The organism is Candidatus Aalborgicola defluviihabitans (assembly GCF_016705985.1).
Lineage (GTDB): Bacteria > Pseudomonadota > Gammaproteobacteria > Burkholderiales > Burkholderiaceae_C > Allorhodoferax > Allorhodoferax defluviihabitans.
Genome location: NZ_JADJKN010000024.1, coordinates 163,778 through 187,651, shown reverse-complemented (window position 1 = coordinate 187,651; position 23,874 = coordinate 163,778). Strand labels below are relative to the sequence as shown.

The 23,874-nt window shown below is 62.0% G+C and carries 21 protein-coding genes; 5 read left to right on the top strand and 16 right to left on the bottom strand.

Annotated elements, in window-relative coordinates; genetic code table 11:
- Positions 1-6: 6 nt before the first annotated feature.
- The 5 genes from IPI80_RS19690 to IPI80_RS19670 are packed head-to-tail and all read right to left on the bottom strand — an operon-like array spanning position 7 to position 7,294.
- Positions 7-915 (bottom strand): hydroxymethylglutaryl-CoA lyase, encoded by a 909-nt coding sequence (locus tag IPI80_RS19690; RefSeq protein ID WP_413862797.1) that lies wholly within the window; start codon positions 913-915, stop codon positions 7-9.
- A 29-nt stretch (positions 916-944) separates the two neighbouring features.
- Positions 945-1,865: a 2-hydroxyacid dehydrogenase gene (locus IPI80_RS19685; RefSeq protein WP_413862796.1), complete on the bottom strand. Its 921-nt coding sequence runs from the start codon at positions 1,863-1,865 to the stop codon at positions 945-947.
- Positions 1,865-3,904, bottom strand: coding sequence for an acetyl/propionyl/methylcrotonyl-CoA carboxylase subunit alpha (locus IPI80_RS19680; RefSeq protein WP_413862795.1), 2,040 nt, complete (start codon positions 3,902-3,904; stop codon positions 1,865-1,867). Before IPI80_RS19680 ends, IPI80_RS19685 begins: the two co-directional genes overlap by 1 nt.
- A gap of 14 nt (positions 3,905-3,918) precedes the next feature.
- Positions 3,919-5,541 carry a carboxyl transferase domain-containing protein gene (locus IPI80_RS19675; protein ID WP_413862794.1) on the bottom strand — a complete coding sequence of 541 codons (1,623 nt, stop codon included), beginning with the start codon at positions 5,539-5,541 and terminating at the stop codon, positions 3,919-3,921.
- 16 nt (positions 5,542-5,557) lie between these two features.
- Positions 5,558-7,294 carry an AMP-binding protein gene (locus IPI80_RS19670; RefSeq protein ID WP_413862793.1) on the bottom strand — a complete coding sequence of 579 codons (1,737 nt, stop codon included), beginning with the start codon at positions 7,292-7,294 and terminating at the stop codon, positions 5,558-5,560.
- Between the two features lie 125 nt (positions 7,295-7,419).
- On the opposite strand from IPI80_RS19670, the gene IPI80_RS19665 reads away from it, so the two are divergent.
- Positions 7,420-8,490, top strand: coding sequence for an AraC family transcriptional regulator (locus IPI80_RS19665; RefSeq protein ID WP_413862792.1), 1,071 nt, complete (start codon positions 7,420-7,422; stop codon positions 8,488-8,490).
- Here the strand turns inward: IPI80_RS19665 and otsB are convergent.
- Positions 8,482-9,240, bottom strand: coding sequence for a trehalose-phosphatase (gene otsB, locus IPI80_RS19660; RefSeq protein ID WP_413863559.1), 759 nt, complete (start codon positions 9,238-9,240; stop codon positions 8,482-8,484). The two genes, IPI80_RS19665 and otsB, sit on opposite strands and share 9 nt — an antisense overlap.
- Positions 9,241-9,270: 30 nt before the next feature.
- Entirely contained in the window at positions 9,271-11,613 is a 2,343-nt protein-coding gene (locus IPI80_RS19655; RefSeq protein WP_413862791.1) for an alpha,alpha-trehalose-phosphate synthase (UDP-forming), read from the bottom strand.
- 97 nt (positions 11,614-11,710) lie between these two features.
- On the opposite strand from IPI80_RS19655, the gene IPI80_RS19650 reads away from it, so the two are divergent.
- Positions 11,711-13,528, top strand: a complete 1,818-nt coding sequence (locus IPI80_RS19650) for a glycoside hydrolase family 15 protein (RefSeq protein ID WP_413862790.1) — start codon at positions 11,711-11,713, stop codon at positions 13,526-13,528.
- A gap of 23 nt (positions 13,529-13,551) precedes the next feature.
- On the top strand, positions 13,552-14,220 hold the full coding sequence (locus tag IPI80_RS19645; protein ID WP_413862789.1) for a glutathione S-transferase family protein: 669 nt from the start codon (positions 13,552-13,554) through the stop codon (positions 14,218-14,220).
- Positions 14,221-14,238: 18 nt separating this feature from the next.
- Here IPI80_RS19645 and IPI80_RS19640 read toward each other — a convergent pair whose 3' ends face one another.
- The gene (locus tag IPI80_RS19640; RefSeq protein ID WP_413862788.1) at positions 14,239-15,210 is read right to left on the bottom strand and encodes a DMT family transporter; all 972 of its coding nucleotides are present in this window, start codon (positions 15,208-15,210) and stop codon (positions 14,239-14,241) included.
- A gap of 99 nt (positions 15,211-15,309) precedes the next feature.
- Positions 15,310-16,137 carry an AraC family ligand binding domain-containing protein gene (locus IPI80_RS19635; RefSeq protein WP_413862787.1) on the bottom strand — a complete coding sequence of 276 codons (828 nt, stop codon included), beginning with the start codon at positions 16,135-16,137 and terminating at the stop codon, positions 15,310-15,312.
- Between the two features lie 147 nt (positions 16,138-16,284).
- On the opposite strand from IPI80_RS19635, the gene IPI80_RS19630 reads away from it, so the two are divergent.
- A complete protein-coding gene (locus IPI80_RS19630; RefSeq protein ID WP_413862786.1) occupies positions 16,285-16,620 on the top strand; it encodes a cell envelope biogenesis protein TolA in 336 nt (111 codons plus the stop codon).
- Between the two features lie 78 nt (positions 16,621-16,698).
- Here the strand turns inward: IPI80_RS19630 and IPI80_RS19625 are convergent, their stop codons facing one another.
- The 7 genes from IPI80_RS19625 to hutC are packed head-to-tail and all read right to left on the bottom strand — an operon-like array spanning position 16,699 to position 22,025.
- Positions 16,699-16,929, bottom strand: coding sequence for a SlyX family protein (locus IPI80_RS19625; protein WP_413862785.1), 231 nt, complete (start codon positions 16,927-16,929; stop codon positions 16,699-16,701).
- A 1-nt stretch (position 16,930) separates the two neighbouring features.
- A complete protein-coding gene (locus IPI80_RS19620; RefSeq protein ID WP_413862784.1) occupies positions 16,931-17,194 on the bottom strand; it encodes a VF530 family DNA-binding protein in 264 nt (87 codons plus the stop codon).
- A 17-nt stretch (positions 17,195-17,211) separates the two neighbouring features.
- Positions 17,212-18,591 (bottom strand): formimidoylglutamate deiminase, encoded by a 1,380-nt coding sequence (locus IPI80_RS19615; RefSeq protein WP_413862783.1) that lies wholly within the window; start codon positions 18,589-18,591, stop codon positions 17,212-17,214.
- Positions 18,581-19,408 carry an N-formylglutamate deformylase gene (hutG, locus tag IPI80_RS19610; RefSeq protein ID WP_413862782.1) on the bottom strand — a complete coding sequence of 276 codons (828 nt, stop codon included), beginning with the start codon at positions 19,406-19,408 and terminating at the stop codon, positions 18,581-18,583. The genes IPI80_RS19615 and hutG overlap by 11 nt, the downstream gene beginning before the upstream one ends.
- Positions 19,405-20,616 carry an imidazolonepropionase gene (hutI, locus tag IPI80_RS19605; protein ID WP_413863557.1) on the bottom strand — a complete coding sequence of 404 codons (1,212 nt, stop codon included), beginning with the start codon at positions 20,614-20,616 and terminating at the stop codon, positions 19,405-19,407. The genes hutG and hutI overlap by 4 nt, the downstream gene beginning before the upstream one ends.
- A gap of 3 nt (positions 20,617-20,619) precedes the next feature.
- Complete coding sequence (locus IPI80_RS19600; protein ID WP_413862781.1) at positions 20,620-21,330, bottom strand: HutD family protein; 711 nt, start codon at positions 21,328-21,330, stop codon at positions 20,620-20,622.
- Positions 21,327-22,025 carry a histidine utilization repressor gene (gene hutC, locus IPI80_RS19595; protein ID WP_413862780.1) on the bottom strand — a complete coding sequence of 233 codons (699 nt, stop codon included), beginning with the start codon at positions 22,023-22,025 and terminating at the stop codon, positions 21,327-21,329. The genes IPI80_RS19600 and hutC overlap by 4 nt, the downstream gene beginning before the upstream one ends.
- Positions 22,026-22,144: 119 nt before the next feature.
- Here hutC and hutU point away from each other — a divergent pair, with 119 nt between their 5' ends.
- Complete coding sequence (gene hutU, locus IPI80_RS19590) at positions 22,145-23,863, top strand: urocanate hydratase (RefSeq protein WP_413862779.1); 1,719 nt, start codon at positions 22,145-22,147, stop codon at positions 23,861-23,863.
- Positions 23,864-23,874: the final 11 nt, after the last annotated feature.

Here is a 23,874-nt window from a genome sequence, read left to right as displayed (position 1 = left end):
TACCCCTTAACCTAAACGTTTATTCAGCAGCGCAGCAGCGGCCCGCGAGTTGGGCTTGCGGTCCAAAAAGTCGCTGATGAACTTTCCGGCATCGACCAGCTTATCGAGGTCTATTCCAGTTTCAATGCCCAGACCCTTGAGCAGGTAGACCACGTCCTCCGTTGCCACATTGCCAGTGGCACCCTTGGCGTAAGGACAACCACCCAGGCCGGCAACGGAGGTATCAAACTGCCACACACCCATTTGCAGGCTGGCCAGGGTGTTGGCCAGGGCCATGCCGTAGGTGTCGTGGAAGTGGCCGGAAATTTCGTCAATGCTGTAAACGGTCAGCGCCGCGTCCAGCGCACGCTGCACCTTGCGCGGCGTGCCCACGCCAATGGTGTCGGCCACGCCCACGTGTTGCACGCCAATGTCGTGCATCAGCCGCGCCACCAGGGCCACGCGCTCGGGGGCAATCTCGCCTTCATACGGGCAGCCCACTGCACAGGAGATGGCACCACGCACCGTCAGGCCCTGAGCCAGCGCCGCCTGCACCACAGGCCGAAATCGCTCAATGCTCTGTGCAATGCTGCAATTGATATTCTTCTGGCTAAAGGCTTCGCTGGCGGCACCAAACACCACAATCTCGTCGGGCCGGGTCTTGACTGCGGCCTCAAAGCCCTGCAGATTGGGTGCTAGCACCGAGTAACGCACGCCACTTTGGCGGTGGATGCCAGCCATGACCTCTGCGTTGTCGGCCATTTGTGGCACCCATTTGGGCGACACAAAGCTGGTGACTTCAATCTCCGTCAGGCCAGCAGCTTGCAGACGGTGCACCAGTTCGATCTTGATGTGGGCCGGCACCGGCTGCTTCTCGTTCTGTAGACCGTCGCGGGGACCGACTTCGACCAGTTTGACGCGTTGGGGCAAATCCATGACAACTCTCTTTGTAAAAAGCCAGGGCCTCAGTATCCCCGACTGGGTTCAACCACACCGGCCACAGGTTCTCCGCGCTGAATTGCCGTGATTTTGCTGGTAATTTGCGTAATGCTCTCGCTGCGAAGGGTACGAGCCGAGGTGTGCGGTGTGACCACAATTTTGGGGTGCTGCCAGAACGGGTGACCGGCAGGCAGCGGCTCGGTGCGAAACACATCCAGCGTTGCACCGGCAAGGTGACCACTGTCCAGCAGCGCCAGCAGGTCGTCTTCTACCAAATGGGCGCCACGTGCCACATTGATGATGTAGGCGCCGCTTTGCAGACGGGACAGGTTGGCGTGGTTCATGATGTCGCGTGTTTCAGGCGTAAGCGGCAACAGGCACACCAGCACCCGGCTGGCGGCCAAAAAGTCTGCAAAACCCTGCTCACCGGCAAAGCACTGCACGCCGTCCACCGACTTGGGCGTGCGGCTCCAGCCCATGACCGGAAACTCAAACCCCACCAACGACCGCGCCACCCGTTCACCCAGAACGCCCATCCCCATGATGCCCACCGGAAAATCGGCCCGGCTACGGGGTTTGCGAAACGACCAAGTGCCTTGGCGCGTATCGGCCTCGTAGGCATCCAATTCGCGAAAGTGCCGGATAACGGCGTGGCACACGTATTCAGCCATCTGCACGGACATGCCCGCATCGTCCAGACGCACCACCAGGGCGTTGGGCGGCAGGCGCAGCTTGAGTAACGCATCCACACCGGCGCCGATGTTGAACACGGCCTTTAACTGAGGCTGCTCGTCAAAGAATTGCTGGGGCGGCGCCCACACCACGGCGTAATCGGCTAGCGGCGCGCCCGGCTCCCACAGCAACACTTTTGCTGTGGGCAACGCAGCACGCAGCCCCTGTAGCCAGGGCTCAGACGCCGTATCGGTGCAGCAAAAGCTGATGCGCATCAGGCGGCAATTTCCAGCTTCAGCAACTCGGCACCCTCGGTGACCTGGTCACCCGGCGCATACAGCAGCTCCACCACCGTGCCATCGGCCGGTGCGGCAATGGTGTGCTCCATCTTCATGGCTTCCATCACAGCAAGGGCTTGCCCTTTCTTCACCACATCCCCCGCTTTGACAGCAAAGGAGATCACCTTGCCCGGCATGGGCGCGGTCAAACGTCCGCCTTCCGCCTGCGCCTCACCGGCGTGGGCCAGTGCGTCGATTGCTACAACTTGTGTAGCGCCTTGCGCAGTGAATACGTGGGCTACTTCGCCTTTTTTATACAAGTGTACGGTGGAGCGCAGGTCTCCGTAGCGCACATCCAGCGCGCCGTTAGTCAGCGGCGTGTAGTGCAACGCGGCGGTGGTGCCATCGATGCTCAGCTCTAGACCACCGCCGTGCAGGCGCGTGAACTTAGCCGTGTGCGGCTCACCGTGAAATTCCAGCATGAAGTCGCGGTTGGAGGCGCCGTGCGAACGCCAGCCGTCGCGTTGGGCCCACGGATCAATCCAGCCATGGATGTTGGCTTTCTGTGCCATTGCGGCCTCTGCCACCAGCAGGTCCGACACCATGGCCGCTGTTGCCAGCGGCAAGCCCACCTTTTCCTGGTTGAACAGCACAGCGGATTCACGCGGAATCAGAGCCGTGTCCAGTTGCGCCGTGGCAAACGATGCGCTGGTGGTGACGTGGCGCAGGAACTGCACATTGGTGGCCAGCCCCACGATATGGGTCTGCGCCAGCGCGGTGTCCATGCGGGCCAAGGCCTGTTCGCGGGTGGCGCCGTGCACGATGAGCTTGGCCACCATGGAGTCGTAAAAGGGGCTGATGGTGTCGCCCTCACGCACGCCAGAATCCACCCGCACGCCCTCGTCGGACCGCTCGAACATGGTGCCAGCGGGCAGGCCATATACGTGCAATGTGCCGGTGGCGGGCAGGAAGTTGTTGTCGGGGTTCTCGGCGCAAATACGCGCCTCGATGGCGTGGCCGTGAATGCGCAGGTCAGCCTGTTTGCAAGGAAGCGGCTCGCCGCTGGCCACACGCAGCTGCCATTCCACCAAGTCCTGGCCGGTAATGGCTTCTGTCACCGGGTGCTCCACCTGCAAACGGGTGTTCATCTCCATGAAGTAGAACTTCATCTGCTCGGGGTGCTCGTAGCCTCCAGGTTGCTCCACGATGAATTCCACCGTACCGGCTCCTACGTAATTCACGGCCCGGGCCGCTTCCACCGCCGCCGCACCCATGCGGGCACGCAGTTCTTCAGTCATGCCAGGCGCTGGGGCTTCTTCCAGCACCTTCTGGTGGCGCCGCTGCACCGAGCAGTCGCGCTCAAACAGGTAAACGTAGTTGCCATACGTGTCGCCAAACACCTGAATCTCGATGTGGCGAGGGCGCAGCACGTATTTTTCTACCAGCACCGCGTCGTCGCCAAAGCTGTTGATGGCTTCGCGCTTGCAACTGGCCAGCGCGGCGGCGAAGTCTTCGGCCTTGTCCACCGCGCGCATACCCTTGCCACCACCACCGGCGCTGGCCTTGATCAACACGGGGTAGCCAATGCGGTCGGCCTCGCGCTGCAGCAACGCAGGGTCTTGGTCGGCACCGTGGTAGCCGGGCACCAGCGGCACGCCGGCCTTTTCCATCAACTGTTTGGACTCGGCTTTCAAACCCATGGCCTTGATGGCGGACGATGGGGGGCCAATGAAGACCAGTCCCGCCTTGGCACAGGCTTGGGCAAACTCTTCGTTTTCGCTCAAAAAACCATAGCCGGGGTGGATCGCCTGGGCACCCGTGGCCTGGGCTGCGGCAATGATTTTTTCCCAGCGCAGGTAGCTGTCTTTGGGTGCGCTGCCCCCAATGTGGATGGCCTCGTCACAAGCCGCTACGTGCTTGGCACCGGCGTCGGCATCGGAATAAACAGCAACCGTCTGGATGGCCAGACGGCGGGCAGTGGCAGCGACGCGGCAGGCGATCTCGCCACGATTGGCAATGAGGATTTTGGTAAACATAATGGTCGGCCTCTTTACATGCGGAAGATACCGAACTTGACGTCGGGGATGGGAGCATTGAGCGTGGCAGACAGGCCCAGCGCCAGCACGCGGCGTGTATCCGCCGGGTCGATGATGCCGTCGTCCCAAATGCGGGCGGTGGCGTAATAGGGGTGGCCTTGCACTTCGTACTGTTGGCGGATCGGTGCCTTGAAAGCCTCTTCCTCATCCTTGCTCCAGGCACCGCCCTTGGCTTCGATACCATCCCGGCGCACGGTGGCCAATACGCTGGCCGCCTGCTCGCCGCCCATGACGCTGATGCGCGCGTTGGGCCACATCCACAAAAAGCGCGGGCTGTAGGCGCGGCCGCACATGCCGTAGTTGCCAGCGCCAAAACTGCCGCCAATGATGATGGTGAACTTGGGCACGTTGGCGGTAGCCACGGCGGTCACCATCTTGGCTCCATTGCGGGCAATGCCTTCGTTTTCATATTTGCGGCCGACCATGAAGCCGGTGACGTTCTGCAAAAACACCAGCGGGATCTTGCGGTGGCAGCACAGCTCAATAAAGTGCGCGCCTTTAAGAGCCGATTCGCTGAACAGAATGCCGTTGTTGGCGATGATGCCCACCGGCATGCCTTCGATGTGGGCAAAGCCGGTCACCAGCGTGGTGCCAAAGCGGGGTTTGAACTCGTGAAACTCTGAGCCATCGACGATGCGGGCAATGATTTCACGCACGTCAAAGGGTTTGCGGGGGTCGGTGGGAATCACACCGTACAACTCGTCCGCTGCGAATTTGGGAGCAACGGGCACATGCAGGGCGGGGGCCAGCGGCTTCTTTTGATTGAGGTTGGAAATCGCCGTGCGGGCCAAAGACAGGGCATGCAGGTCGTTTTGTGCCAGATGGTCCGCCACGCCGGAGAGGCGTGTGTGTACGTCACCGCCACCCAGGTCTTCGGCGGAGACCACCTCGCCCGTGGCGGCCTTCACCAGTGGCGGGCCACCCAAAAAGATGGTGCCCTGGTTTTTGACGATGATGGTTTCGTCGCTCATGGCCGGCACGTAGGCGCCACCCGCCGTGCACGAACCCATCACCACGGCGATTTGGGGAATGCCCTGCGCACTCATGTTGGCCTGGTTGTAAAAAATGCGGCCAAAGTGCTCGCGGTCGGGAAAAACCTCGTCCTGCGTGGGCAGGTTCGCGCCGCCGGAATCCACCAGGTAAATACACGGCAGCCGGTTCTGCTGGGCAATTTCCTGGGCGCGCAGGTGCTTCTTGACGGTCAGGGGGAAGTAGGAGCCGCCCTTGACGGTGGCGTCGTTGCACACAATCATGCAATCCACCCCACTGACACGACCAATGCCTGCCACCACCCCGGCACTGGGGGCGGCGTCCGAGCCATCGGGGTCTTTGTAAACGCCCATGGCAGCCAGCGGCGCAATTTCCAGAAACGGGGTACCCGCGTCCAGCAGGTTGTGCACACGGTCACGCGGCAACAACTTGCCACGGGCGGTGTGCTTGGCACGGGCAGCATTGCCACCGCCCATGGCCGCCTTGTCGGTCTGGGCGTTCAGGTCGGCCACCAGGGCGCGCATGGCGGCGGCGTTAGCCTGGAAGTCGGCTGATCGGGCATTGAGTTGGGTTTCGAGTATGGGCATACGACGTTCTCTTCTTTCAGGCGGTTTTGTCTTCGTGCAGCCCGAGCTGCTGTTTCATTTCATCACGGATCTTGAACTTCTGGATCTTGCCGGTGACCGTCATTGGGAACTCCGACACAAATCGAATGTATCGAGGGACCTTGTAATGGGCAATCTGGCCCTTGCAGAAGGCGCGAATGGATTCAGCATCCAGGGTCTGTCCGGGTCGAACGATGACCCAAGCACACAATTCCTCCCCGTATTTCTGATCGGGCACGCCCACCACCTGCACGTCCTGTATCTGGGGGTGACGGTACAAAAACTCTTCCACCTCACGGGGGTAGATGTTCTCGCCGCCGCGGATCACCATGTCCTTGATGCGGCCGACGATGTTGACATAGCCCTCTGCATCCATGGTGGCCAGGTCGCCGGTGTGCATCCAGCCGTCGGCATCGATGGCCTCGGCGGTCTTTTCAGGATCGCCCCAGTAGCCATGCATGACCGAGTAGCCTTGGGTGCAAAGCTCGCCCGACACACCCACGGGGACGACTTCGCCCGTTTCAGGGTTCACCACCTTGACGTGCAGATGGGGCTGCACCTGCCCAACGGTAGACACCCGCCGCTCCAGTGGCGTGGTGGTGCTGCTTTGGCAGCTCACCGGGCTGGTCTCTGTCATGCCATAGGCAATGGTGACCTCGCCCATGTGCATCTCACCCACCACCCGCTTCATCACTTCAGTCGGGCAGGGTGAACCCGCCATGATGCCGGTGCGCAGGCTGCTTAAATCAAATTCGGCAAAACGCGGATGGTCCAACTCGGCAATGAACATGGTGGGCACACCGTGCAGGCCGGTGCAGCGCTCAGCTTGCACCGCCTGCAGCACCGACAGGGCATCGAAACCGTCATTCGGGTAGACGATGGTGGCGCCGTGGGTGAAGCAGGCCAGGTTGCCCAGCACCATGCCAAAGCAGTGGTACAGCGGCACCGGAATGCACAGGCGGTCAGCGGGTGTGAGGCGCATGGCCTCACCAATGAAGAAACCGTTATTGAGAATATTGCAGTGGGTCAGCGTTGCGCCCTTGGGAAAGCCCGTGGTGCCGCTAGTGAACTGGATGTTGATCGGCTGCGTGGACCGCAGGGTCTTGGCAATGGTGCCGATGCGCGGGTCCGCCGCGCTACCGCTGGCGAGCAAGCTCGAAAAACGCATCACTCCTGCACCCTCATCGGCTTGACCGGGCTCGTCGATCCAGACCACGGTACGCAACTGCGGCAGGCGGGCGGACTGCAGGGCGCCGGGTGGATCGCTGGCCAACTCGGGGGCCAACTCTCGCAACATACCCAGGTAGTCACTGGTCTTGAAGCGCGGCATGGTGACCAGCGCCTTACAGCCGACCTTGTTCAGCGCGTAATCCACTTCCGCCACCCGGTAGGCCGGGTTGATATTCACGAGGATTAGCCCAACCTTGGCGGTAGCGAGCTGCATCAACACCCACTGGGCATTGTTGTGCGACCAGATGCCAACGCGGTCGCCTGTCTCCAGCCCCAGGCCCAGCAGGGCGCTGGCCAACTGGTTACTGGCGGTCTGGAGCTCGCGGTAGCTGTAGCGTAGGCCTTGGTGCACGCTAACCAGGGCCGGGTGGTCCGGCTGGCGCGCCACCATGGCGTCAAAAAAGTCGCCCAGGGTTTGCTCGATCAGGGGCACATCGGTCGTGCCCCCGCAGAGGCTATAAACCAAAGGGGTGACGGCGTGTGCGGATGCCGGGTCGGGTGTCATGGCGGTGTCCTGTGTTGAAAGCGTCGGAAGCACAAAAGGCCTTGGGGGTAGGATAGCGACGATGGGCACGAGGCGGTCCGCCACCAAGGTTGCAAATTGCGCCAAACTGCGACAAAGTTCTGGCTATGCCAGTCGCCCGCCCAATCGCAGCCTCCGCCAGCCCGACATCTGCCCGGGGGATGGGCGTTGCCGCTACACCTATCGCCTTTGTGCAAGCCATTGTGTTTGCCTACCACCGCTACGGCAAGGACCCGGCAGGTGCTCTGCAGAAGGCACAGATTGCGCCAGACCTATTGCACGACTCGCAAGCCCGCATCACCGCCCTGCAGATGGAGCGGATTTCCGACGCAGCCATGCAGGAACTGGACGATGAGGCCCTGGGCTGGTTCAGCCGCCGCCTGCCCTGGGGCAGCTATGGCATGTTGGCGCGCGCCTCCATTTCGGCACCCACGCTGCAACTGGCTCTGTCGCGCTGGTGCCGCCACCACGGGTTGATTGCACCCGACATCACTGTGGCACTGGAAACTGCAGGAGACACTGCCACCATCCGTATCACCGAGCACCGCAACATGGGCGCTCTGCGCGAATTTTGTCTGGTATCGGTATTGCGCAATGTGTTGGGCGTGGCATGCTGGTTGGTGGATTCACGCATTGCACTGCGCTGTGTTCACCTGCCTTTTGCCGCGCCCGCACACCGAAGCGCTTATTCGGTACTATTTCCAGCTCCCACGCAGTTTGGCTGTACGCAAGCCGCTATCATTTTTGATGCGCGGTACCTGGACTTGCCGCTACGCAGGGATGAAGCAGCGTTGCAGCAGATGCTGCAAAACGCCCTGCCTCTCACGGTCTTGCAATACCGGCGCGACCGCCTGCTGGTGCAGCAAGTGCGCCAGGCCTTACTGCAACACCCCAGCGATACCCACAACGCCGAAGGAGTGGCCCACTTGCTGAATGTGTCACCGCGTACCTTGCACCGGCAGTTGCGCGAAGAAGGCGCCAGTCTGCAAACACTGAAGGACAGCGTGCGGCGAGAGCGTGCCATCGACTTGCTGCTGCGTACCCACAAACCGATCAAGCAGGTGGCGCAGGCAGCGGGTTTTCAGAACGAGAAAAGCTTTATTCGCGCCTTCAAAACGTGGAGCGGCCAGACGCCTGCCGAGTTTCGCAGAAACAATGGTGCGCCCGCGTCACTTTGACAGTGCCGCTAACATGCAGTCCAGCAACGTGGCCATTTCGCCAGGGCCATCCAAAAAGTATTTCGCTTTAGACGTTGGATCATCCCGCCCAACCCGCACGGTAAACCAGTCTTCTGCAGCGGCGGCAAAAACAGGTTCGTCGTTGACATCATCCCCGGCAAAAAAGGCGCAACTTGCGCCACTGCGCCGCACAAGTGTGCGCAGTGCATCCGCCTTGTCGGGTGCGTCCTTAGCCATGGCGTTGACCACCATCTTCCCGGCAAACACCTTAATCAAACTGCCCAATGGCGCCAGCAGGTTGTGAATCAAAGTCACTGCCTGTGCACGCTTTCGTGACAACCGGTAATGCAAAGCAATAGATAACCCCTTGTCTTCCACACGAACGCCCGCCGCAGCAAGTTCCGCCTGGTGTGCTTGAAGCGCTTCTCGCAGTGGATTCAGCCCTTCGCAGAGGAACGCGGTCTTGACAGGATCGTTCTCATCCTGCGCGCCATGGTTTCCAATCAGGTAGGTTGGCACAAAACCCAATCGCTCGCGGGCATCCTCAATGGTGCGCCCCGTCACGATGGCGACCGGCAGTAACTGGCTCAACGCATGCAGGCGAAGCGCGACGGCCTTGGAGGCAAACGCCTGCTCGGGTCGCGAAACAATGGGGGTTAACGTTCCGTCAAAGTCGAAAGCCAACAAGGGTTTGCGGCACATCACCTGCGCTAGCGCGGACTCACCGCCTACAGAAAAAAAATGACGCATCAAGTCAGGTATTCCTTTCCCACATTCATATCAGTCGAGGTGATGGCTTCGCACACGCGCCTCAATGCGCGCACGCAACCTCCAACGCCCGGCGTCGGACAGCATATGGCCCGCCCAGCGAAACACATTGAATTCCTGCACCGTACTGCGAAGACTGGCCATCCGTTCACGCTGTTCAGCCGGTTGCATGGTCGCCGCCTGGTTCAGTGCGTCGGCGGTTTCCTCAACGTGATAGGGGTTGACGATCAACGCCTCGGGCATCTCGCGTGCGGCACCGGCAAAGCGGCTCAGAATCAACACGCCCTGCAGGTCATCCCGGGCGGCCACAAATTCCTTGCAGACCAAATTCATCCCGTCATGCAAGCTGGTGACCACACACATGTCTGCCGCACGGAATAGCTCCATGACCGCATCATGCTCATGGTGCACTGCAAGCAGCACAATGGGCTTGTAGTTGTCTTTACCAAAGCGGCCATTGATGCGATCCGTCATGCGCGCCACGCGATCCTGGAAACTACTGTATTCGTCCAACGAATTGCGCGTGGGCGCGGCGACCTGCACCAAAACAAACTTGCCGCGCCACACAGGCCACTTTTCGAGCATGCGCTCCACGGCGTTCAGGCGCTCCAAAATGCCCTTGGTGTAATCGAAGCGGTCAACCCCCACCGCCAAGCAGACATCTGCCGGCAGGCCTAGGCGTTCAGAAACCCGGCGCCTGCACTCCGCAACCGGCGCCCAAGCTGCCACTTCGGCCTCCCCCGGCCATTCAATCGAAATGGGGTAGCTCTCTACCAGAGTCTCTTTCTCCTGGAATGAGATAGTTGAATGCTCATGTTCAATGCGCGCTTCCAGGTAACGGTCCACCGTTTCAATGAAATTTTTGCAATGAAACCGGGTATGAAAACCCAGAATGGTGCTGCCCAGCATGCCCTCCAGTATTTCCCGCCGCCAGGGGCAAATGCCAAACGATTCGGGGTTGGGCCATGGGATATGCCAAAAGGTCAGGATAGTGGCTTGGGGCAGCTTCTTGCGAATCATGGCCGGTAGCAGGGCAAAGTGGTAATCCTGCACCAACACCACCGGGTCTTCGCTGCGGGCCTCAGCCACCACCGCATCGGCAAAACGCTGGTTGATGGCGCGGTACGCTTCCCAGTCGGACTCGCGGAAAACCGGGCGCACGTGCGCGACGTGGCACAGCGGCCACATGCCTTCATTGGCAAAGCCATAGTAGTAGCCCTGCTCTTCTTCCGGGGTCATCCAGATACGCCGCAGCCGGTATTCGTCGTGGCCCGGTGGCACCAGCACACGGTCATGTGAGTCCACCACGTCCCGGTCTGCATTACCGCTACCGTGGGCAATCCAGGTTCCGGAGCAAGCCCGCATCACCGGCTCTACGGCGGTGACCAAGCCACTGGCGGGTCGCTTCACGATCACACCATCGGGCCCGTGCTCGTGGATATACGGTTCGCGATTGGATACCACAATGACCTGATCACCACTGAGTTGCGTTCGCAGCAAAGCGCGTAATCGCTGCGCGGTCCACTCGGTGTCGGGGCCTTGGGATCGCTTGTACTCGTCTTCCAGGTCACGCAAGCGCGCGCGCAGGTCAGACGCAAATGGCGCCAATTCGGGTGATGGCAACAGCGGCGAGAGCAGGCCTTCTCCGCGCATCAGTGCCCTCGCTCCATTAACCCAGCCGCGCCAACTCAGCTGCGCGACCACCACCGTGATAAAGGCAATAACCAGTCCAAGCGCTGCAATCAGACCGATCAGGTAGCGCCGGGTGTCCTGGCTGCGTCGATCAACAAAGCTCAAGTCATGCAATAGGACCAAGCGCGCCACGACAACATTGCTTGCCGCTTCGTCTTGTCCTGTATCGGGCTCAACAACAACCTGTTCCGCCGCAGCTACCACCTCGGTATCCCCCGCAGGCGCAGGCGCGGGTGTGACCACGTGCCGCCCCATAACGTCATGCACCCCTACGTGAACGGCACCCGACGCCAGCGTCAACCGCGGTTCCGGCTTGCGGGAGGCCTCCAGGGCTGCAGCGCAGGACAAGTTGGTTGGAAAGCTGCCAGAGCCCAGAATGAACTGGTCCTTGGTATCACACAAACCAATCGCGACCAGGCGCTCATCCTTTACTGCGCGATCAAACAAAGGGCGCAGCCGCTTCAGCCGTTGGGTCGCGATGGCATCCGCCACAGAGTCAGACAGTGCATTGGTCACCAGTACGCCACGGCTATACAAATCGCGGCTGAACCAGCGCAAGGTCACCCGATCCATCAGCGGTGCGGCCAAATAGGCAGCCGCAATCAACGTCACCACCAATGGGAACAAGAACCGCAGTTGCATGCGTATGGTTTTTAGTGCCATAGTGAATGGAACAGTTCGAATCGATTACTCATTTGTTCAAATGTATCATTCTCTATAAACTGGTCGCCATTCACACAATTACCACCGAACAACAACTATGCCGTCACTTCTTCCAGCTACCCACCGTGGCGCCAACCTGGATCTGGCTGTCATTGGCAACTGTACGATCAGCGCGCTAATCTCGCGCGCAGGCAGCATCGTGTGGTGCTGCATGCCCCGGCCCGACAGCACACCGGTATTTGATGCGCTACTGAACAGCAAGAATGGATTGACTGACGAGGGTGCCATGTCGGTTGAGCTGGAAGGGCTAACGCGCGTGGAGCAGGCTTACGACTCTGGCACGGCAATCGTCCGAACGCAACTGTGGAACGATCGCGGAGAAGGGATCGAGTTGGTGGACTTTGCACCCCGCTTTATTGTTCGTGATCGAATTTTCAGACCCGCGCAATTGGTTCGTCGTGTCCGCCCCCTGGCCGGGCATCCACGCGTTCGGATCACCGTCAAACCCCACAGCGACTGGGCAAACGCCCAACCCGTTGTGACGCGCGTCAGCCACCATGTGCGTTATGTTTTGGCGCACCATACCGTGCGACTCAATACCAGCATGCCACTGACCTACCTGATGGACGGCTCGTGGTTTTCACTGGACAAGCCCATTAGTCTCCTGCTGGGGTCTGACGAGACCCTGGCCGGCAGCATTGACGAAACCGCCCGTGAATTTGAGGAACAAACCACCCTGCATTGGCGTCACTGGTCGCGCCGACTGGCAGTGCCGCTGGAGTGGCAGGATGCGGTGATACGCGCTGCCATCACACTCAAGCTGTGCCAGTACGAAGAAACCGGCGCCATCCTCGCAGCAATGACCACCAGCCTGCCCGAGGCACCCAACAGTGGCCGCAATTGGGACTATCGGTATTGCTGGTTGCGCGACGCCTTCTTCGTGGTGCGGGCCTTGAATAGCCTGTCAGAGGTTGGCACCATGGAGGCGTACCTCAATTGGCTGTACAACATCGTGGGCGGCGCCAAAGACGGGCATGTCCAGCCGCTCTACGGTATTGGCCTGGAGGCGACCCTGACCGAATCCATCGTCACACAGGTTGAAGGCTACCGGGGCTTGGGCCCGGTGCGGGTCGGTAACCAAGCCTTCGAGCACTTTCAGCACGACGTGTATGGCAGCATTATTCTTGCGGCGGCACAGTCGTTTCATGACCACCGCCTGTTTCGCCGGGGCGATGCAGCCGACTTTGCTGCCCTGGAGGCTATGGGTGAGCAGGCATGGCGCTTGCACGACAAGCCCGACGCCGGAATTTGGGAACTGCGCACCCGTGCGCGGGTGCATACGTCCTCAGCACTGATGTGTTGGGCCGCCTGCGATCGACTTGCAGGAATTGCCAGAGTCTTGTTACTAACTAATCGCGCCGCGTTGTGGCAAACGCGGGCCCAGACGATCCGCACAGCCATTCACTCCCAAGCTTGGAATGCAAAGCGCAACGCCTATGTGGAAAGCTTTGGCGGGGAAAACCTGGACGCCAGCGTGTTGCTCATGGCGGAGGTAGGATTTTTGCCCCGCAATGATCCGCGCCTGATCAGCACAATGGACGCCATGGAGCGCTCCTTGTGTGACGGCCCCTTTATGCGCCGCTATGAGGCCAAAGATGACTTCGGTTTTCCTGAGACGACGTTCAATGTCTGTTCGTTCTGGCGAGTGGACGCATTGGAGCGCATCGGCCGCCGCGAAGAGGCGCGTGAGGCATTCAATGCCTTGCTGTCGCACCGCAACCACGTCGGGCTACTGAGCGAGGACCTTAACCCCACAACCGGCGAGCTGTGGGGAAATTTTCCGCAAACCTACTCCATGGTGGGCATCATCAACGGTGCGGTGCGGCTATCCAATCACTGGGATAGCGCCATTTGAATGCCGCCCCTGGAGAACCCCACGTGATTACCCTTTATCACTGCGTCAGTGCCCGCTCGTTTCGGCCCTTGTGGCTGTTGGAGGAACTGGGGCTGCCCTACCAGTTGCGCATGCTGCCCTTTCCGCCGCGCGCCCTGGCCCGCTCATTCCTGCAGGAAAACCCGTTGGGCACCGTGCCTTTGCTGGTCGATGGTGACATTCGCATGACCGAGTCCAGTGCCATCTGCCAGTACCTGGCCGCGCGCCACAGCCCTGGCGTGCTGGATGTAACCTCCAACGAGGATGCCTATGGTCCCTACCTCAACTGGCTGCACATGGGGGATGCCACTCTCACTTTTCCACAAACCCTGGTGCTGCGCTACACCCACTTTGAGCCGCCCGAGCGCAAGCAGCCCCAAGTGGCTGACGACTACAGCCGCTGGTTTCTGGCCCGACTGCGCGCTGTAGATGCCGCTGTGCAAAAGCAGGCTTACCTGTGTGCCGGCCGCTTTACAGCCGCTGATGTAGCCGTGGGCTATGCGCTGATGCTGGCCGTTCATCTGGGTTTGGGTTCACAGTTCACACCCGCTGTAGCAACGTACTGGGCACGTTTGCAACAGCGTCCGGCATTTCAAAAGGCCATGGCCATCCAGCACCAGGTTGCATTGGACCAGGGTGTGCCAACCACGCCCGCGCCCGACACGCGACCCTAGCCAATGGCCCGCGGTACGCTACGGGGCCATTCCTGCTGGCGGCACTGCGTATTCGGGTTTGATGCGCACCGCCCACGCCACACCCACCAGCAGCAGCGCCACGCCCACCAGGGTCAAGGTTTGCGGCCATTGGCCGCGCAGCAGGTAGGCATAGGTCAGCGCCGACAACGTTTCAAACACAATCAACTGGCCGACCAGCGCCGTGGGCAGGCGCTGGCTGGCCTCGTTCCAGCACTGTGTACCCAGCCAGGAGGCAAACAACCCAATGGCCAGCATCAGACCAACAAAGGCCCAAGGCCGCGGGCCGAATGGCATGGGAAACGGATTACTGGTGGCCGCCGACCAGCCCCAAAAAGCCACATACCCGACAAGCGCCAGTGGCAGCGTAGCTAGCCCCTGGGCTGTGGCCCAAGCTCGCGGCTTGCGCCCTGGGTGGTCACGCAGCCAGTTGGCATTGCGCAGGGGATACCAAGTCCAGCATGCTACGGCCCCAAAGGCCAGCAATGCGCCGCTGCCATACCGCGCATAGTCGGAACCGGGTTCCGCTGCCAGTGCCGCCAACTCGACTTGGTTCACGCAAGCCAAGCCAGCCAAAATAACCGCTAAACAGGGGGCCAAGCGGCTCCACGGCAGACGGCCGTCGCGCTCATGGTTGAGCAGGTTCGCGCTAATGGAGATCACTACCGGCAAGGTGCCGATGATCATGGTGGGCATCGGCCCGCCCGCCCGTTGGATGGCACTGGCCAGACACAGGTAATACAGTACGTTGCCAATGGCGCCCAGCTTGAGCGCTTCCCGCCAATCTGCACGGGTCATCCGCCGCAGTTCAACACGGTCCAGCCAGGCCAGGGGAATGGCAATCAGGCCAAACGCCAAATAGCGGCCAAACGTCTGCAGCGCCGCCGGGTACTCCGGCAGCAGCAACGGCCCGACAAAAACCAGCCCCCACATGACCCCTGCGGCCAGGGCGAACGCGATACCTGTCAACATGGACTCACCTTCTCATTGGATAGTTGGCAGTGTCCCGCGAAAAGGCGAGCGCGTCTTGTACCAGATTGCTGTGGGTACGAAATTGCCGTTGGCCAACGGTTAGCGCGTAACCTGAGCTTGGTAGCGCCCAGGCGTCACACCGTAGCGCTGGGTAAACGCTCGCGTCAGATGGGACTGGTCGGTGAGCCCAGCCTGCGCCGCGACCTGGGCCGGTGCCACACCCTGGGCCAGCCACTGTTTGGCGGCATACAAACGCCGCGCCATCAACATCTGGTGCGGCGTGACGTGGTACTGTGCCTGAAACTGGCGCAGGAAATGAAAAGGGCTTAAGCCCGCCACGCTTGCCAGATCTTCCAGCACAATGCGCTCCCCCAGATGGGCCTGCATGTAATCAATAACGTTGGCAAAACGTCGTTCTGACTGGTGTTGCGCACTGGACTGACGTCGAGCGTAAGGGCTTAGTCCCTCGACAAGTTGCGACAGCAGCCCATCGAACACCAGGGGGTCTTGCACCTGCCACAGCGCCTTTAGCAAGCGCGTCAGGTGTTTGGCACGCGGGCGATCCCGCTCAACCACGGTCTCATCAAACCACCAACCCGCGTCGCCGGCAATGTCGGCCAGCACAGTGGGGTCGATATAAATCATCCGATACCGCCAGCCGCCGTCTGTCTCGGCGCGCCCGGTGTGCAGCACATCGGGGTGCATGAACACAATGGAATCAGACGGCGCCAGGTGGTCACTGCCCTTGTAACGAAAGCGCTCAACGCCCTGCTCGATGACACCAAAACCATAGGCATCATGCGTATGCGGCTCAAAGGTGTGGTGCACGATGTGCGCCCGATACAGTTCGACGCCGGCGCGCCCCGCCACCGCGCGAAACTCGGCGCGGTCGGAAGGGCAGTCGAAATAGTCGGGTACGCCTTGCATGATGAGTAGGAATGGTAACCAAAGCCGGATGACGGGGCGACAACCCCGCGCTTTACAGACCTTTACACGCACCGCGCACACAGCGGTCAACTCTGGGCATTGTGGTGTCGTTGTGGGTAGGTATTAACCACCGCTGAAAGGTACACCATGAAACTCAAGACCCTGACCGCTACTGCCCTGATCGCCAGCCTGTTCTCACTGGGCGCTTTCGCGCAGGCACCGGCTGCCCCTGCCCCTGCAGCTGCGGCAACACCCACGCCCGCTATAGCACCTGCCGCCAAGTCACCTGTCACTACTGCCGACAAGGCAGCTATCAAGGCCGACAAGGAAAAGCTGACTGCTGACAAGACCGCCAAGGCCCCGGCCGACACCATCAAGGCAGACAAAGCACAGCTTAAGGCTGACAAAGCCCAAGCCCGCAAGGACCGCGCTGCCGCCCATGCCACCAAGAAGCAGGCCAAGGCAGCAACAATGGCCCAATAAGCGCACCGCGCTTCTCAAAAGCCCCGCACGGCGTGCCGTTTGCGGGGCTTTTTAACGCGCGCAACAGTCGCAGTGCTCTCAATAATGCGGGGGCAATTCCTCATGCGCCTGGGTAAAGCGCTGACCGGTGCCTTCTGGCGCCTGCTCGCGCAGTTGGCGCACTTCGCGCAGCAAGAGGTCAATGTGCTGCTGCTGGCGCACGATGATGGTGTTGAGTTGGTCCAGCAGGTCTTCCTGAAAACTGACCTTGATCTCCAGATCGGTCAGGCGCTGGTCGGTGACGTCGTTGGCAGGGGATGGGTGTGGCATATCAGGCATGTCCCTGGCGGCGGGCTTCGCGAAGCATAAAAAGATACAGCCCTTCCACTTTCTCGCGCGCCCAGGGCGTTTTGCGCAAAAACTTCAGGCTGGAGGCTACGCTGGGTTCGTGCGTGAAGCAGCGCACCGGAATGCGCACGCCCAATTCGTCCCAACCGTAGTGCGCAGCCAGCGCAGTCACGATGGCTTCCAGCGTCAAACCGTGCAGGGGGTTGCGGGGCTGTGGTGGGGTGGGGGCAGGCAGGTTGTCGCTCATGGCAGCGCCATTGTCCCCTACCCGCCCCACAGGGCGTGCATGGCTTGCGCAAACTGTGCATCGTTCCCCAACGCAGCCGGTTGACCACCTACGTGGACCGATGCAAAGCGCGCGTCCGGGCTGGAAAAAACCAAAGCGTCCAGCACATGGTCCGCTGGCATGCCCAACAGCGAGGGCGCATTGGCGTCCAGCACGCAAAAATCCGCCCGCTGGCCGACTGCAATGCCGCGCACAGGCAAGCCGGTGGCGTTGTGGCCACCGCGCAGCGCCGCCTCCAACAGGGCCGCCGCACTGCTTTCTGCCCCCAGCCACTGTGCCGCCCGGTTGCGCTTGCGTTGGGTCAGGCGCTGCGAATACTCCAGCAGCCGCAGTTCTTCGCTCCAGCGCCGGGTAACGTGGCTGTCCGAACCAATCGACCACGCGCCTTTCACGGCGGCGTAGCCCGCCAGGTCAAACACACCATCGCCCAGGTTGGCTTCGGTGGCTGGGCAAATGACGATGGCAGCGCCGCGTGCCTGCACACCCGCCAGTTCGTCGCGTGTGGCGTGGGTGGCGTGCACCAGGTTCCAGCGCGCATCCACTTCCACATGCTCCAGTAGCCATTCAATGGGGCGCAGGCCGGTATGGACCAGGCATTCGTCCACCTCTTGGGTCTGTTCGGCAATGTGGATGTGCACCGGCAATTGGGCTTGCCGGGCGTAGGCCGCCAACTCTTTAACCGCCGCAGGGCTGACGGCACGCAGCGAATGCAAGGCCACGCCCACGTTGATGTTGGCATCGTTTTGCGTGTGGCGCTGCAGGTCTTCCACCATGCGCGCAATGCTGTCTGGCGTGGAGGCAAAGCGCCGCTGGTCTGGCCGCAGCGCGGCGTCCGCAAAGCCGGCGCGCATGTAGAGCGTGGGCAGTAGCGTGAGCCCCATGCCGGTACGCCGCGCGGCCCGCACCAGGGCCAGCGACATCTCGGCCACATCGGCATAGGGCGCGCCACCCAGTGCGTTGTGCAGATAGTGGAATTCGCAGACCTGGGTGTAGCCACCGGCCAGCAGTTCGGCATAGAGCTGGCTGGCAATGGTTTCCAATTGCTGCGGCGTGATGCAGTTGGCGGCTGAATACATACGGTCGCGCCAGCTCCAAAAATCATCGTCCGCTCCCGCGCCACGGGTGCGCCGCTCGGTCAGACCGACGATGGCACGCTGAAAGGCATGGCTGTGCGCATTGACGACACCGGGCAGCACCGGACCGGCCAGTTGGATGGCACTGGCCTGCTCGGCAGCAGTGCAGTGCGGCTCCACCCGGTTCCAGTGGCCGTCGCTGGATACGCCCAGCAGCACATCGCGTGCCCATGCCCCGGCAACCCAGGCTTGGCGGGCAAAGAACGGTTGCGCTTCATTTTTCATAGCAACTCCTGCAAGCAGCCAGAGAGCTGGCGACCATTTCCTTCAATACCGGCTGGATGGTGGCGGCCCGTGCTTCTGCGTAGTGGAATGGCGGGGCTTCCTGCATATACAGGTTCTGGCACATCTCCAGCTGGATGGCGTGCACGCCGTTGTGGGGCTGGCCGTAGTGCCGCGTGATGTAACCACCCTTGAAGCGGCCATTGAGCACACTGCTCACGGTGGGGTGGGCGGCACAAGCCTGCAGGGCCGCCTGTGCAATGCGCGCATCGGCACTGGCACCATTGGCCGTGCCAATGCTCAGGTCTGGCAGGCGGCCCTCAAACAGCCAGGGGATTTCTGAGCGGATGCTGTGCGCATCCCACAGCAGCACAAAGCCGTGCTGGGCCTTCAAGCGCGCCAGCTCGGAAGTCAAGGCATCGTGGTAGGGCTGCCAATAGCGCTCGCGGCGCAGGGCGCGCGCCTGCGCATCGGGTGCCTGGCCCTCCTGGTACAGCGGCTCGCCGGTGAAGAAGCGCGTGGGGCACAACTCAGTGTTGGACGCACCGGGGTACATGGGCGCATCGTCGGGCGGACGGTTCAGGTCGATCACATAGCGAGACAAGGTGGGCGTGAGCACACTGGCACCCAGTTCCCCCAAAAAGTTGTAGAGGCGCTCCAGGTGCCAGTCGGTGTCTTCTACCTGCAGGGCACGCGGCATGTAGTGGGCGCGCAGGTCGGGCGCGATGGCCGTGCCGATGTGCGGCATGCTCACCAACAGCGGCACACGGCCCTGTTGCAGGGTGCAGGTGGGCTCTTTGTGGGTGGGGATGGTGTTCATAGCACCTGTCCTTGGAAGATGGTCTGACTGTGCGGGTTGGCTCCCAGCGCATAGGCCAGCTCGGCGGGGTGCTGAACATTCCACAGCACAAAATCGGCCCGCAGCCCCGCTAGCAGTTGGCCGCGGTCACGCAGACCCAGCGCCTGTGCCGCGTGGCGCGTGACGCCGGCCAGTGCCTCTTCCGGCGTGAGCCGAAACAGCGTGCAGGCCATGTTGAGCATCAACAGCAGCGACGTGCAGGGCGAGCTGCCTGGATTGCTGTCGGTGGAAATGGCCATGGGCACGCCGTGCTGGCGCAAGAGTGCAATGGGCGGCAGTTTGGTTTCACGCAAAAAATAAAAGGCACCGGGCAGCAGCACCGCCACCGTGCCAGCCTGCGCCATGGCCTGCGCGCCGGCGTCCGACAACCACTCCAGGTGGTCGCAACTCAGCGCACCAAAACGCGCTGCCAGTTGCGCGCCGCCGCTGTCGCTCAACTGCTCAGCATGCAGCTTGACCGGCAGGCCCAAGTCTTTGGCGGCGGCAAACACGCGCGCGATCTGTGCAGGGCTAAAGGCAATGCGCTCGCAAAAGCCATCCACCGCGTCCACCAAGCCTTGCGCGTGCAGCGCGGGCAGCATCTGCAACACGGCGTCCACATAGGCGTCGGTCTGGCCTGCGAATTCTGGCGGCACGGCGTGCGCGCCCAAAAATGTAGTGCGCACATCCACCGCGTGGGTAGCGCCCAGCGTGCGGGCCACCTGTAGGCACTTGCGTTCATGCTCCAGGGACAGGCCGTAGCCCGATTTGATTTCAACCGTGGTCACGCCCTCGCCCATCAGACGCTGCAATCGCTGGCCGCTGGCGGCTTGCAGTTCGCCCGCTGAGGCAGCGCGCGTGGCCTGCACGGTAGAGGCAATGCCGCCGCCGCTCTGGGCAATTTCCTCGTAGCTGGCGCCTTGCAGGCGCAGCTCAAACTCGTGGGCGCGGTTGCCGCCGTAGACCAGATGCGTGTGGCAGTCGATCAGGCCGGGGGTCACCAAAGCCCCGCCCGCATCGTGTTCCGCCGTGCAGCGCGCGCGAAGGTTGGCGGGCAGGTCGGCACGGGCGCCCACCCAGGCCAGTGTGTCGCCCTGCACCACCAGAGCAGCGTCTTCGATCAGGCCATAGGGCGTGGTTGCACCGGCAGCCAAGGTGGCGGCGCGGCAATGGGTCCAGATTTGTGGCAGCGCTCATGCGCTCCACTCCATCCACAGCGCATGCTCGCACGCAATGCGCACCGTAGCAGCCTTGGTGACATGGCGCCACACCAGTGTGGCCGGTGGTACGTACAATTCTTCTGCATTAAATCGGACGCTAGCCCTCGTGGAAATTGCGTATACAGCTACAAATTTGCTAGCATGCACCAACTCCTCGGCGTTCGCGTGGACGCGCACCATGCGCGCGGGCAGACAGGCTTGGCGCAGCATGAGGTTGAAATCCTGGGTGGGGCCGTCGATCAGGCGGCAATCGGTGGCCGCGGCACCGTCAAAGCACAGGGGGGCGTCATGCACGGTGAGGCGGTGCGTCGTGGCACCGGGGGTTGCGGTGTCGGATGGCGTTTGCACCCGCAGCACCACACCAGCACCCTGCAGCACAGCAAACCAGCGCGTGACGCCCTCGAAGCGCGAGAACGGACCATCTGCCGCCACCTCGGCCACCGACAGGCGCCACTGCCAATCTGCACCCGCAGGTCCAGACGCCAGCTCGCGCGTCAGCCCCCCGCCATTGCGCCATTGCGTGGCTGCAACATCTGCTAGGTGAACAACATGCCAACTCATCACACACCTCCTGGAAGGCTGGGTGGCGCAGCGTTCTGCGCAGGTAAAGGGGGAGCCTGCATAGCGGGCGGAGGACACGGCAGAACGCTGCGCCACCCAGCCTTCCCGCGTGGCGGCGTTCATGCTTGAAAACTCCCCGCAAAGCTGTAGCGCGAACCGGGATACACCAGGCGCACCACACTGGCCACGTGCGCACCGCTCACTGTGCGCCGCACCTGTACCAGGCAGGGTTCCTGCTTGCCAATACCCAAATGCTTGGCCTGCTCCAGCGTGGGCAAGCAGGCTTCAATGGAGTAACTGGCCTCGGTCAACGGGGCCTCGGTCAGCAGGTGGCGCGTGGGCGTAGTCTGGGTGAAGTCAGTCTGTAGGTAATGCGGTGCGGCAGCCGGGTTGACGTAGCGGTCTTCAAACTGAATGGGCACGCCGTTTTCCAGGTGCACCAGCACGCTGTGGAACACGCGGGCACCGCTGCGCAAACCCAGTGACCGCGCCAGTTCGGCACCGGCCTTCTCTGCGTGGCACAGCAGCACCCGGGCGGTGTGCACATGGCCGCGCTCCAGCACTTCTTCCTGGATGTCGCGAATGGTCAGGTTGGAGGCTATGCGGTGCAGCTCGGCCACAAAGGTGCCCGAACCCTGCACCCGGGTCACCATGCCTTCGGCGCTGAGTTCGCGCAGGGCACGGTTGACCGTCATGCGGCTGATGCCAAATTGCTGCATCAGCATGGCCTCGCTGGGCACCGGGGCACCCGGGCGCCACTGGCCAGAGCTGATGTGCTGCTGGACAAATTCCTTGACCTGGGTGTAGGCGGGTTTCATGGTGCAGAGCGGTGTGCTCGCCAAGTGGGGATGGTTGCATCTTATCCCAGTTGACACAAGTTGTATAGACAAGTTAACATCCGCCGCACATTGCCACACGCCACCCGAGGAGCATCGCCATGTCCAACCCCGCTACCACCCGCTGGTCTGACAGCAAAGCCCGCCCCGTGCGCGCACCGCGTGGGCCCGAACTGCACTGCGCCAACTGGCAGATTGAAGCCGCCTTTCGCATGCTGCAAAACAACCTGGACCCCGAAGTGGCCGAGAACCCCGACGCCCTGGTGGTGTACGGCGGCATTGGCAAGGCGGCGCGCAACTGGCCGGCCTTTGACGCCATTTTGGACACGTTGCGCAAGCTCCAACCCAACGAGACCCTGCTGGTGCAAAGCGGCAAGCCGGTGGGTGTGTTTCGCACCCACGTGGATGCGCCGCGGGTGCTGATTGCCAACTCCAACCTGGTGCCCAAGTGGGCGACCTGGGAACACTTCAATGAGCTGGACCGCAAGGGCCTGATGATGTACGGCCAGATGACGGCCGGTAGCTGGATCTACATTGGCAGCCAGGGCATTGTGCAGGGTACGTACGAAACCTTTGTAGAGGCCGGCTGCCAGCACTACAACGGCAGCCTGGCCGGGCGCTGGGTGCTGACCGCTGGGCTGGGTGGCATGGGTGGTGCGCAACCGTTGGCCGCCACCTTTGCCGGTGCCTGCTCGCTCAATATCGAGTGCCAGCAAAGCTCCATCGACTTTCGTCTGCGCACCCGCTATGTGGACGAACAAGCCACTGATCTGGATGACGCGCTGGCGCGCATTGCCAAGTACACATCTGAGAAAAAGGCGGTGTCGATTGCCCTGTGCGGCAACGCGGCCGACATCGTGCCCGAGCTGGCACGCCGGGCTCAGGCCGGTGGCGAAGCCGCCAAACTGGCGCGCCCCGACATCGTGACCGACCAGACATCTGCCCACGACACCATCAACGGCTACCTGCCGCGTGGCTGGACGGTGGCACAGTGGAAGGCCGCGCAACAAGACCCGGCCCAGCACGCCGCACTCACGCAAGCGGCGGGCGAGTCCTGCGCGGTGCACGTGCGGGCCATGCTGGACTTTCATGCCATGGGCATCCCCACCGTGGACTACGGCAACAACCTGCGCCAGGTGGCCCAGGACTTTGGCGTGGCCAACGCGTTTGACTACCCCGGTTTTGTGCCGGCCTATGTGCGCCCGCTGTTTTGCAAGGGCGTTGGGCCGTTCCGCTGGGTGGCGCTCAGTGGCGACCCCGAGGACATCCGCAAAACGGATGCCAAGATGAAAGAACTGTTCCCCGACAACGCCCACCTGCACCGCTGGCTGGATATGGCGCAAGAGCGCATCGCCTTCCAGGGCCTGCCTGCGCGCATCTGCTGGATTGGCCTGGGCGAGCGCCATTTGGCTGGCCTGGCCTTTAACGCCATGGTGCAAAGCGGTGAGCTGAGTGGCCCGATCGTGATTGGCCGCGACCACCTGGACAGCGGCTCGGTGGCCAGCCCCAACCGCGAGACCGAAGCCATGATGGACGGCAGCGACGCCGTCAGCGACTGGCCGCTGCTCAACGCCCTGCTCAACACCGCCAGCGGCGCCACCTGGGTCAGCCTGCACCACGGCGGTGGCGTGGGCATGGGCTACAGCCAGCACAGCGGCGTGGTGATCGTGGCCGACGGCACGCCCGAAGCCGCCGAGCGCCTGGACCGCGTGCTGTTCAACGACCCCGCCACCGGCGTGATGCGCCATGCCGATGCGGGCTACGACATGGCCTTGCAATGCGCCAAAGACAACGGCCTGAACTTGCCCATGTTTGGGTGATTGAGAGATAA

What these genes read in the sequence shown, in the direction of transcription:
- IPI80_RS19665 (WP_413862792.1), top strand. Translation starts at nt 7,420, where the DNA reads ATGCCAGTCGCCCGCCCAATCGCAGCCTCCGCCAGCCCGACATCTGCC.
- otsB (WP_413863559.1), bottom strand. Translation starts at nt 9,240, where the DNA reads ATGCGTCATTTTTTTTCTGTAGGCGGTGAGTCCGCGCTAGCGCAGGTG.
- IPI80_RS19615 (WP_413862783.1), bottom strand. Translation starts at nt 18,591, where the DNA reads ATGAAAAATGAAGCGCAACCGTTCTTTGCCCGCCAAGCCTGGGTTGCC.
- IPI80_RS19600 (WP_413862781.1), bottom strand. Translation starts at nt 21,330, where the DNA reads ATGAACGCCGCCACGCGGGAAGGCTGGGTGGCGCAGCGTTCTGCCGTG.
- IPI80_RS19685 (WP_413862796.1), bottom strand. Translation starts at nt 1,865, where the DNA reads ATGCGCATCAGCTTTTGCTGCACCGATACGGCGTCTGAGCCCTGGCTA.
- IPI80_RS19675 (WP_413862794.1), bottom strand. Translation starts at nt 5,541, where the DNA reads ATGCCCATACTCGAAACCCAACTCAATGCCCGATCAGCCGACTTCCAG.
- IPI80_RS19625 (WP_413862785.1), bottom strand. Translation starts at nt 16,929, where the DNA reads ATGCCACACCCATCCCCTGCCAACGACGTCACCGACCAGCGCCTGACC.
- hutG (WP_413862782.1), bottom strand. Translation starts at nt 19,408, where the DNA reads ATGAACACCATCCCCACCCACAAAGAGCCCACCTGCACCCTGCAACAG.
- IPI80_RS19620 (WP_413862784.1), bottom strand. Translation starts at nt 17,194, where the DNA reads ATGAGCGACAACCTGCCTGCCCCCACCCCACCACAGCCCCGCAACCCC.
- IPI80_RS19630 (WP_413862786.1), top strand. Translation starts at nt 16,285, where the DNA reads ATGAAACTCAAGACCCTGACCGCTACTGCCCTGATCGCCAGCCTGTTC.
- IPI80_RS19650 (WP_413862790.1), top strand. Translation starts at nt 11,711, where the DNA reads ATGCCGTCACTTCTTCCAGCTACCCACCGTGGCGCCAACCTGGATCTG.
- IPI80_RS19640 (WP_413862788.1), bottom strand. Translation starts at nt 15,210, where the DNA reads ATGTTGACAGGTATCGCGTTCGCCCTGGCCGCAGGGGTCATGTGGGGG.
- IPI80_RS19680 (WP_413862795.1), bottom strand. Translation starts at nt 3,904, where the DNA reads ATGTTTACCAAAATCCTCATTGCCAATCGTGGCGAGATCGCCTGCCGC.
- IPI80_RS19690 (WP_413862797.1), bottom strand. Translation starts at nt 915, where the DNA reads ATGGATTTGCCCCAACGCGTCAAACTGGTCGAAGTCGGTCCCCGCGAC.
- IPI80_RS19670 (WP_413862793.1), bottom strand. Translation starts at nt 7,294, where the DNA reads ATGACACCCGACCCGGCATCCGCACACGCCGTCACCCCTTTGGTTTAT.
- IPI80_RS19655 (WP_413862791.1), bottom strand. Translation starts at nt 11,613, where the DNA reads ATGGCACTAAAAACCATACGCATGCAACTGCGGTTCTTGTTCCCATTG.
- hutU (WP_413862779.1), top strand. Translation starts at nt 22,145, where the DNA reads ATGTCCAACCCCGCTACCACCCGCTGGTCTGACAGCAAAGCCCGCCCC.
- hutC (WP_413862780.1), bottom strand. Translation starts at nt 22,025, where the DNA reads ATGAAACCCGCCTACACCCAGGTCAAGGAATTTGTCCAGCAGCACATC.
- IPI80_RS19635 (WP_413862787.1), bottom strand. Translation starts at nt 16,137, where the DNA reads ATGCAAGGCGTACCCGACTATTTCGACTGCCCTTCCGACCGCGCCGAG.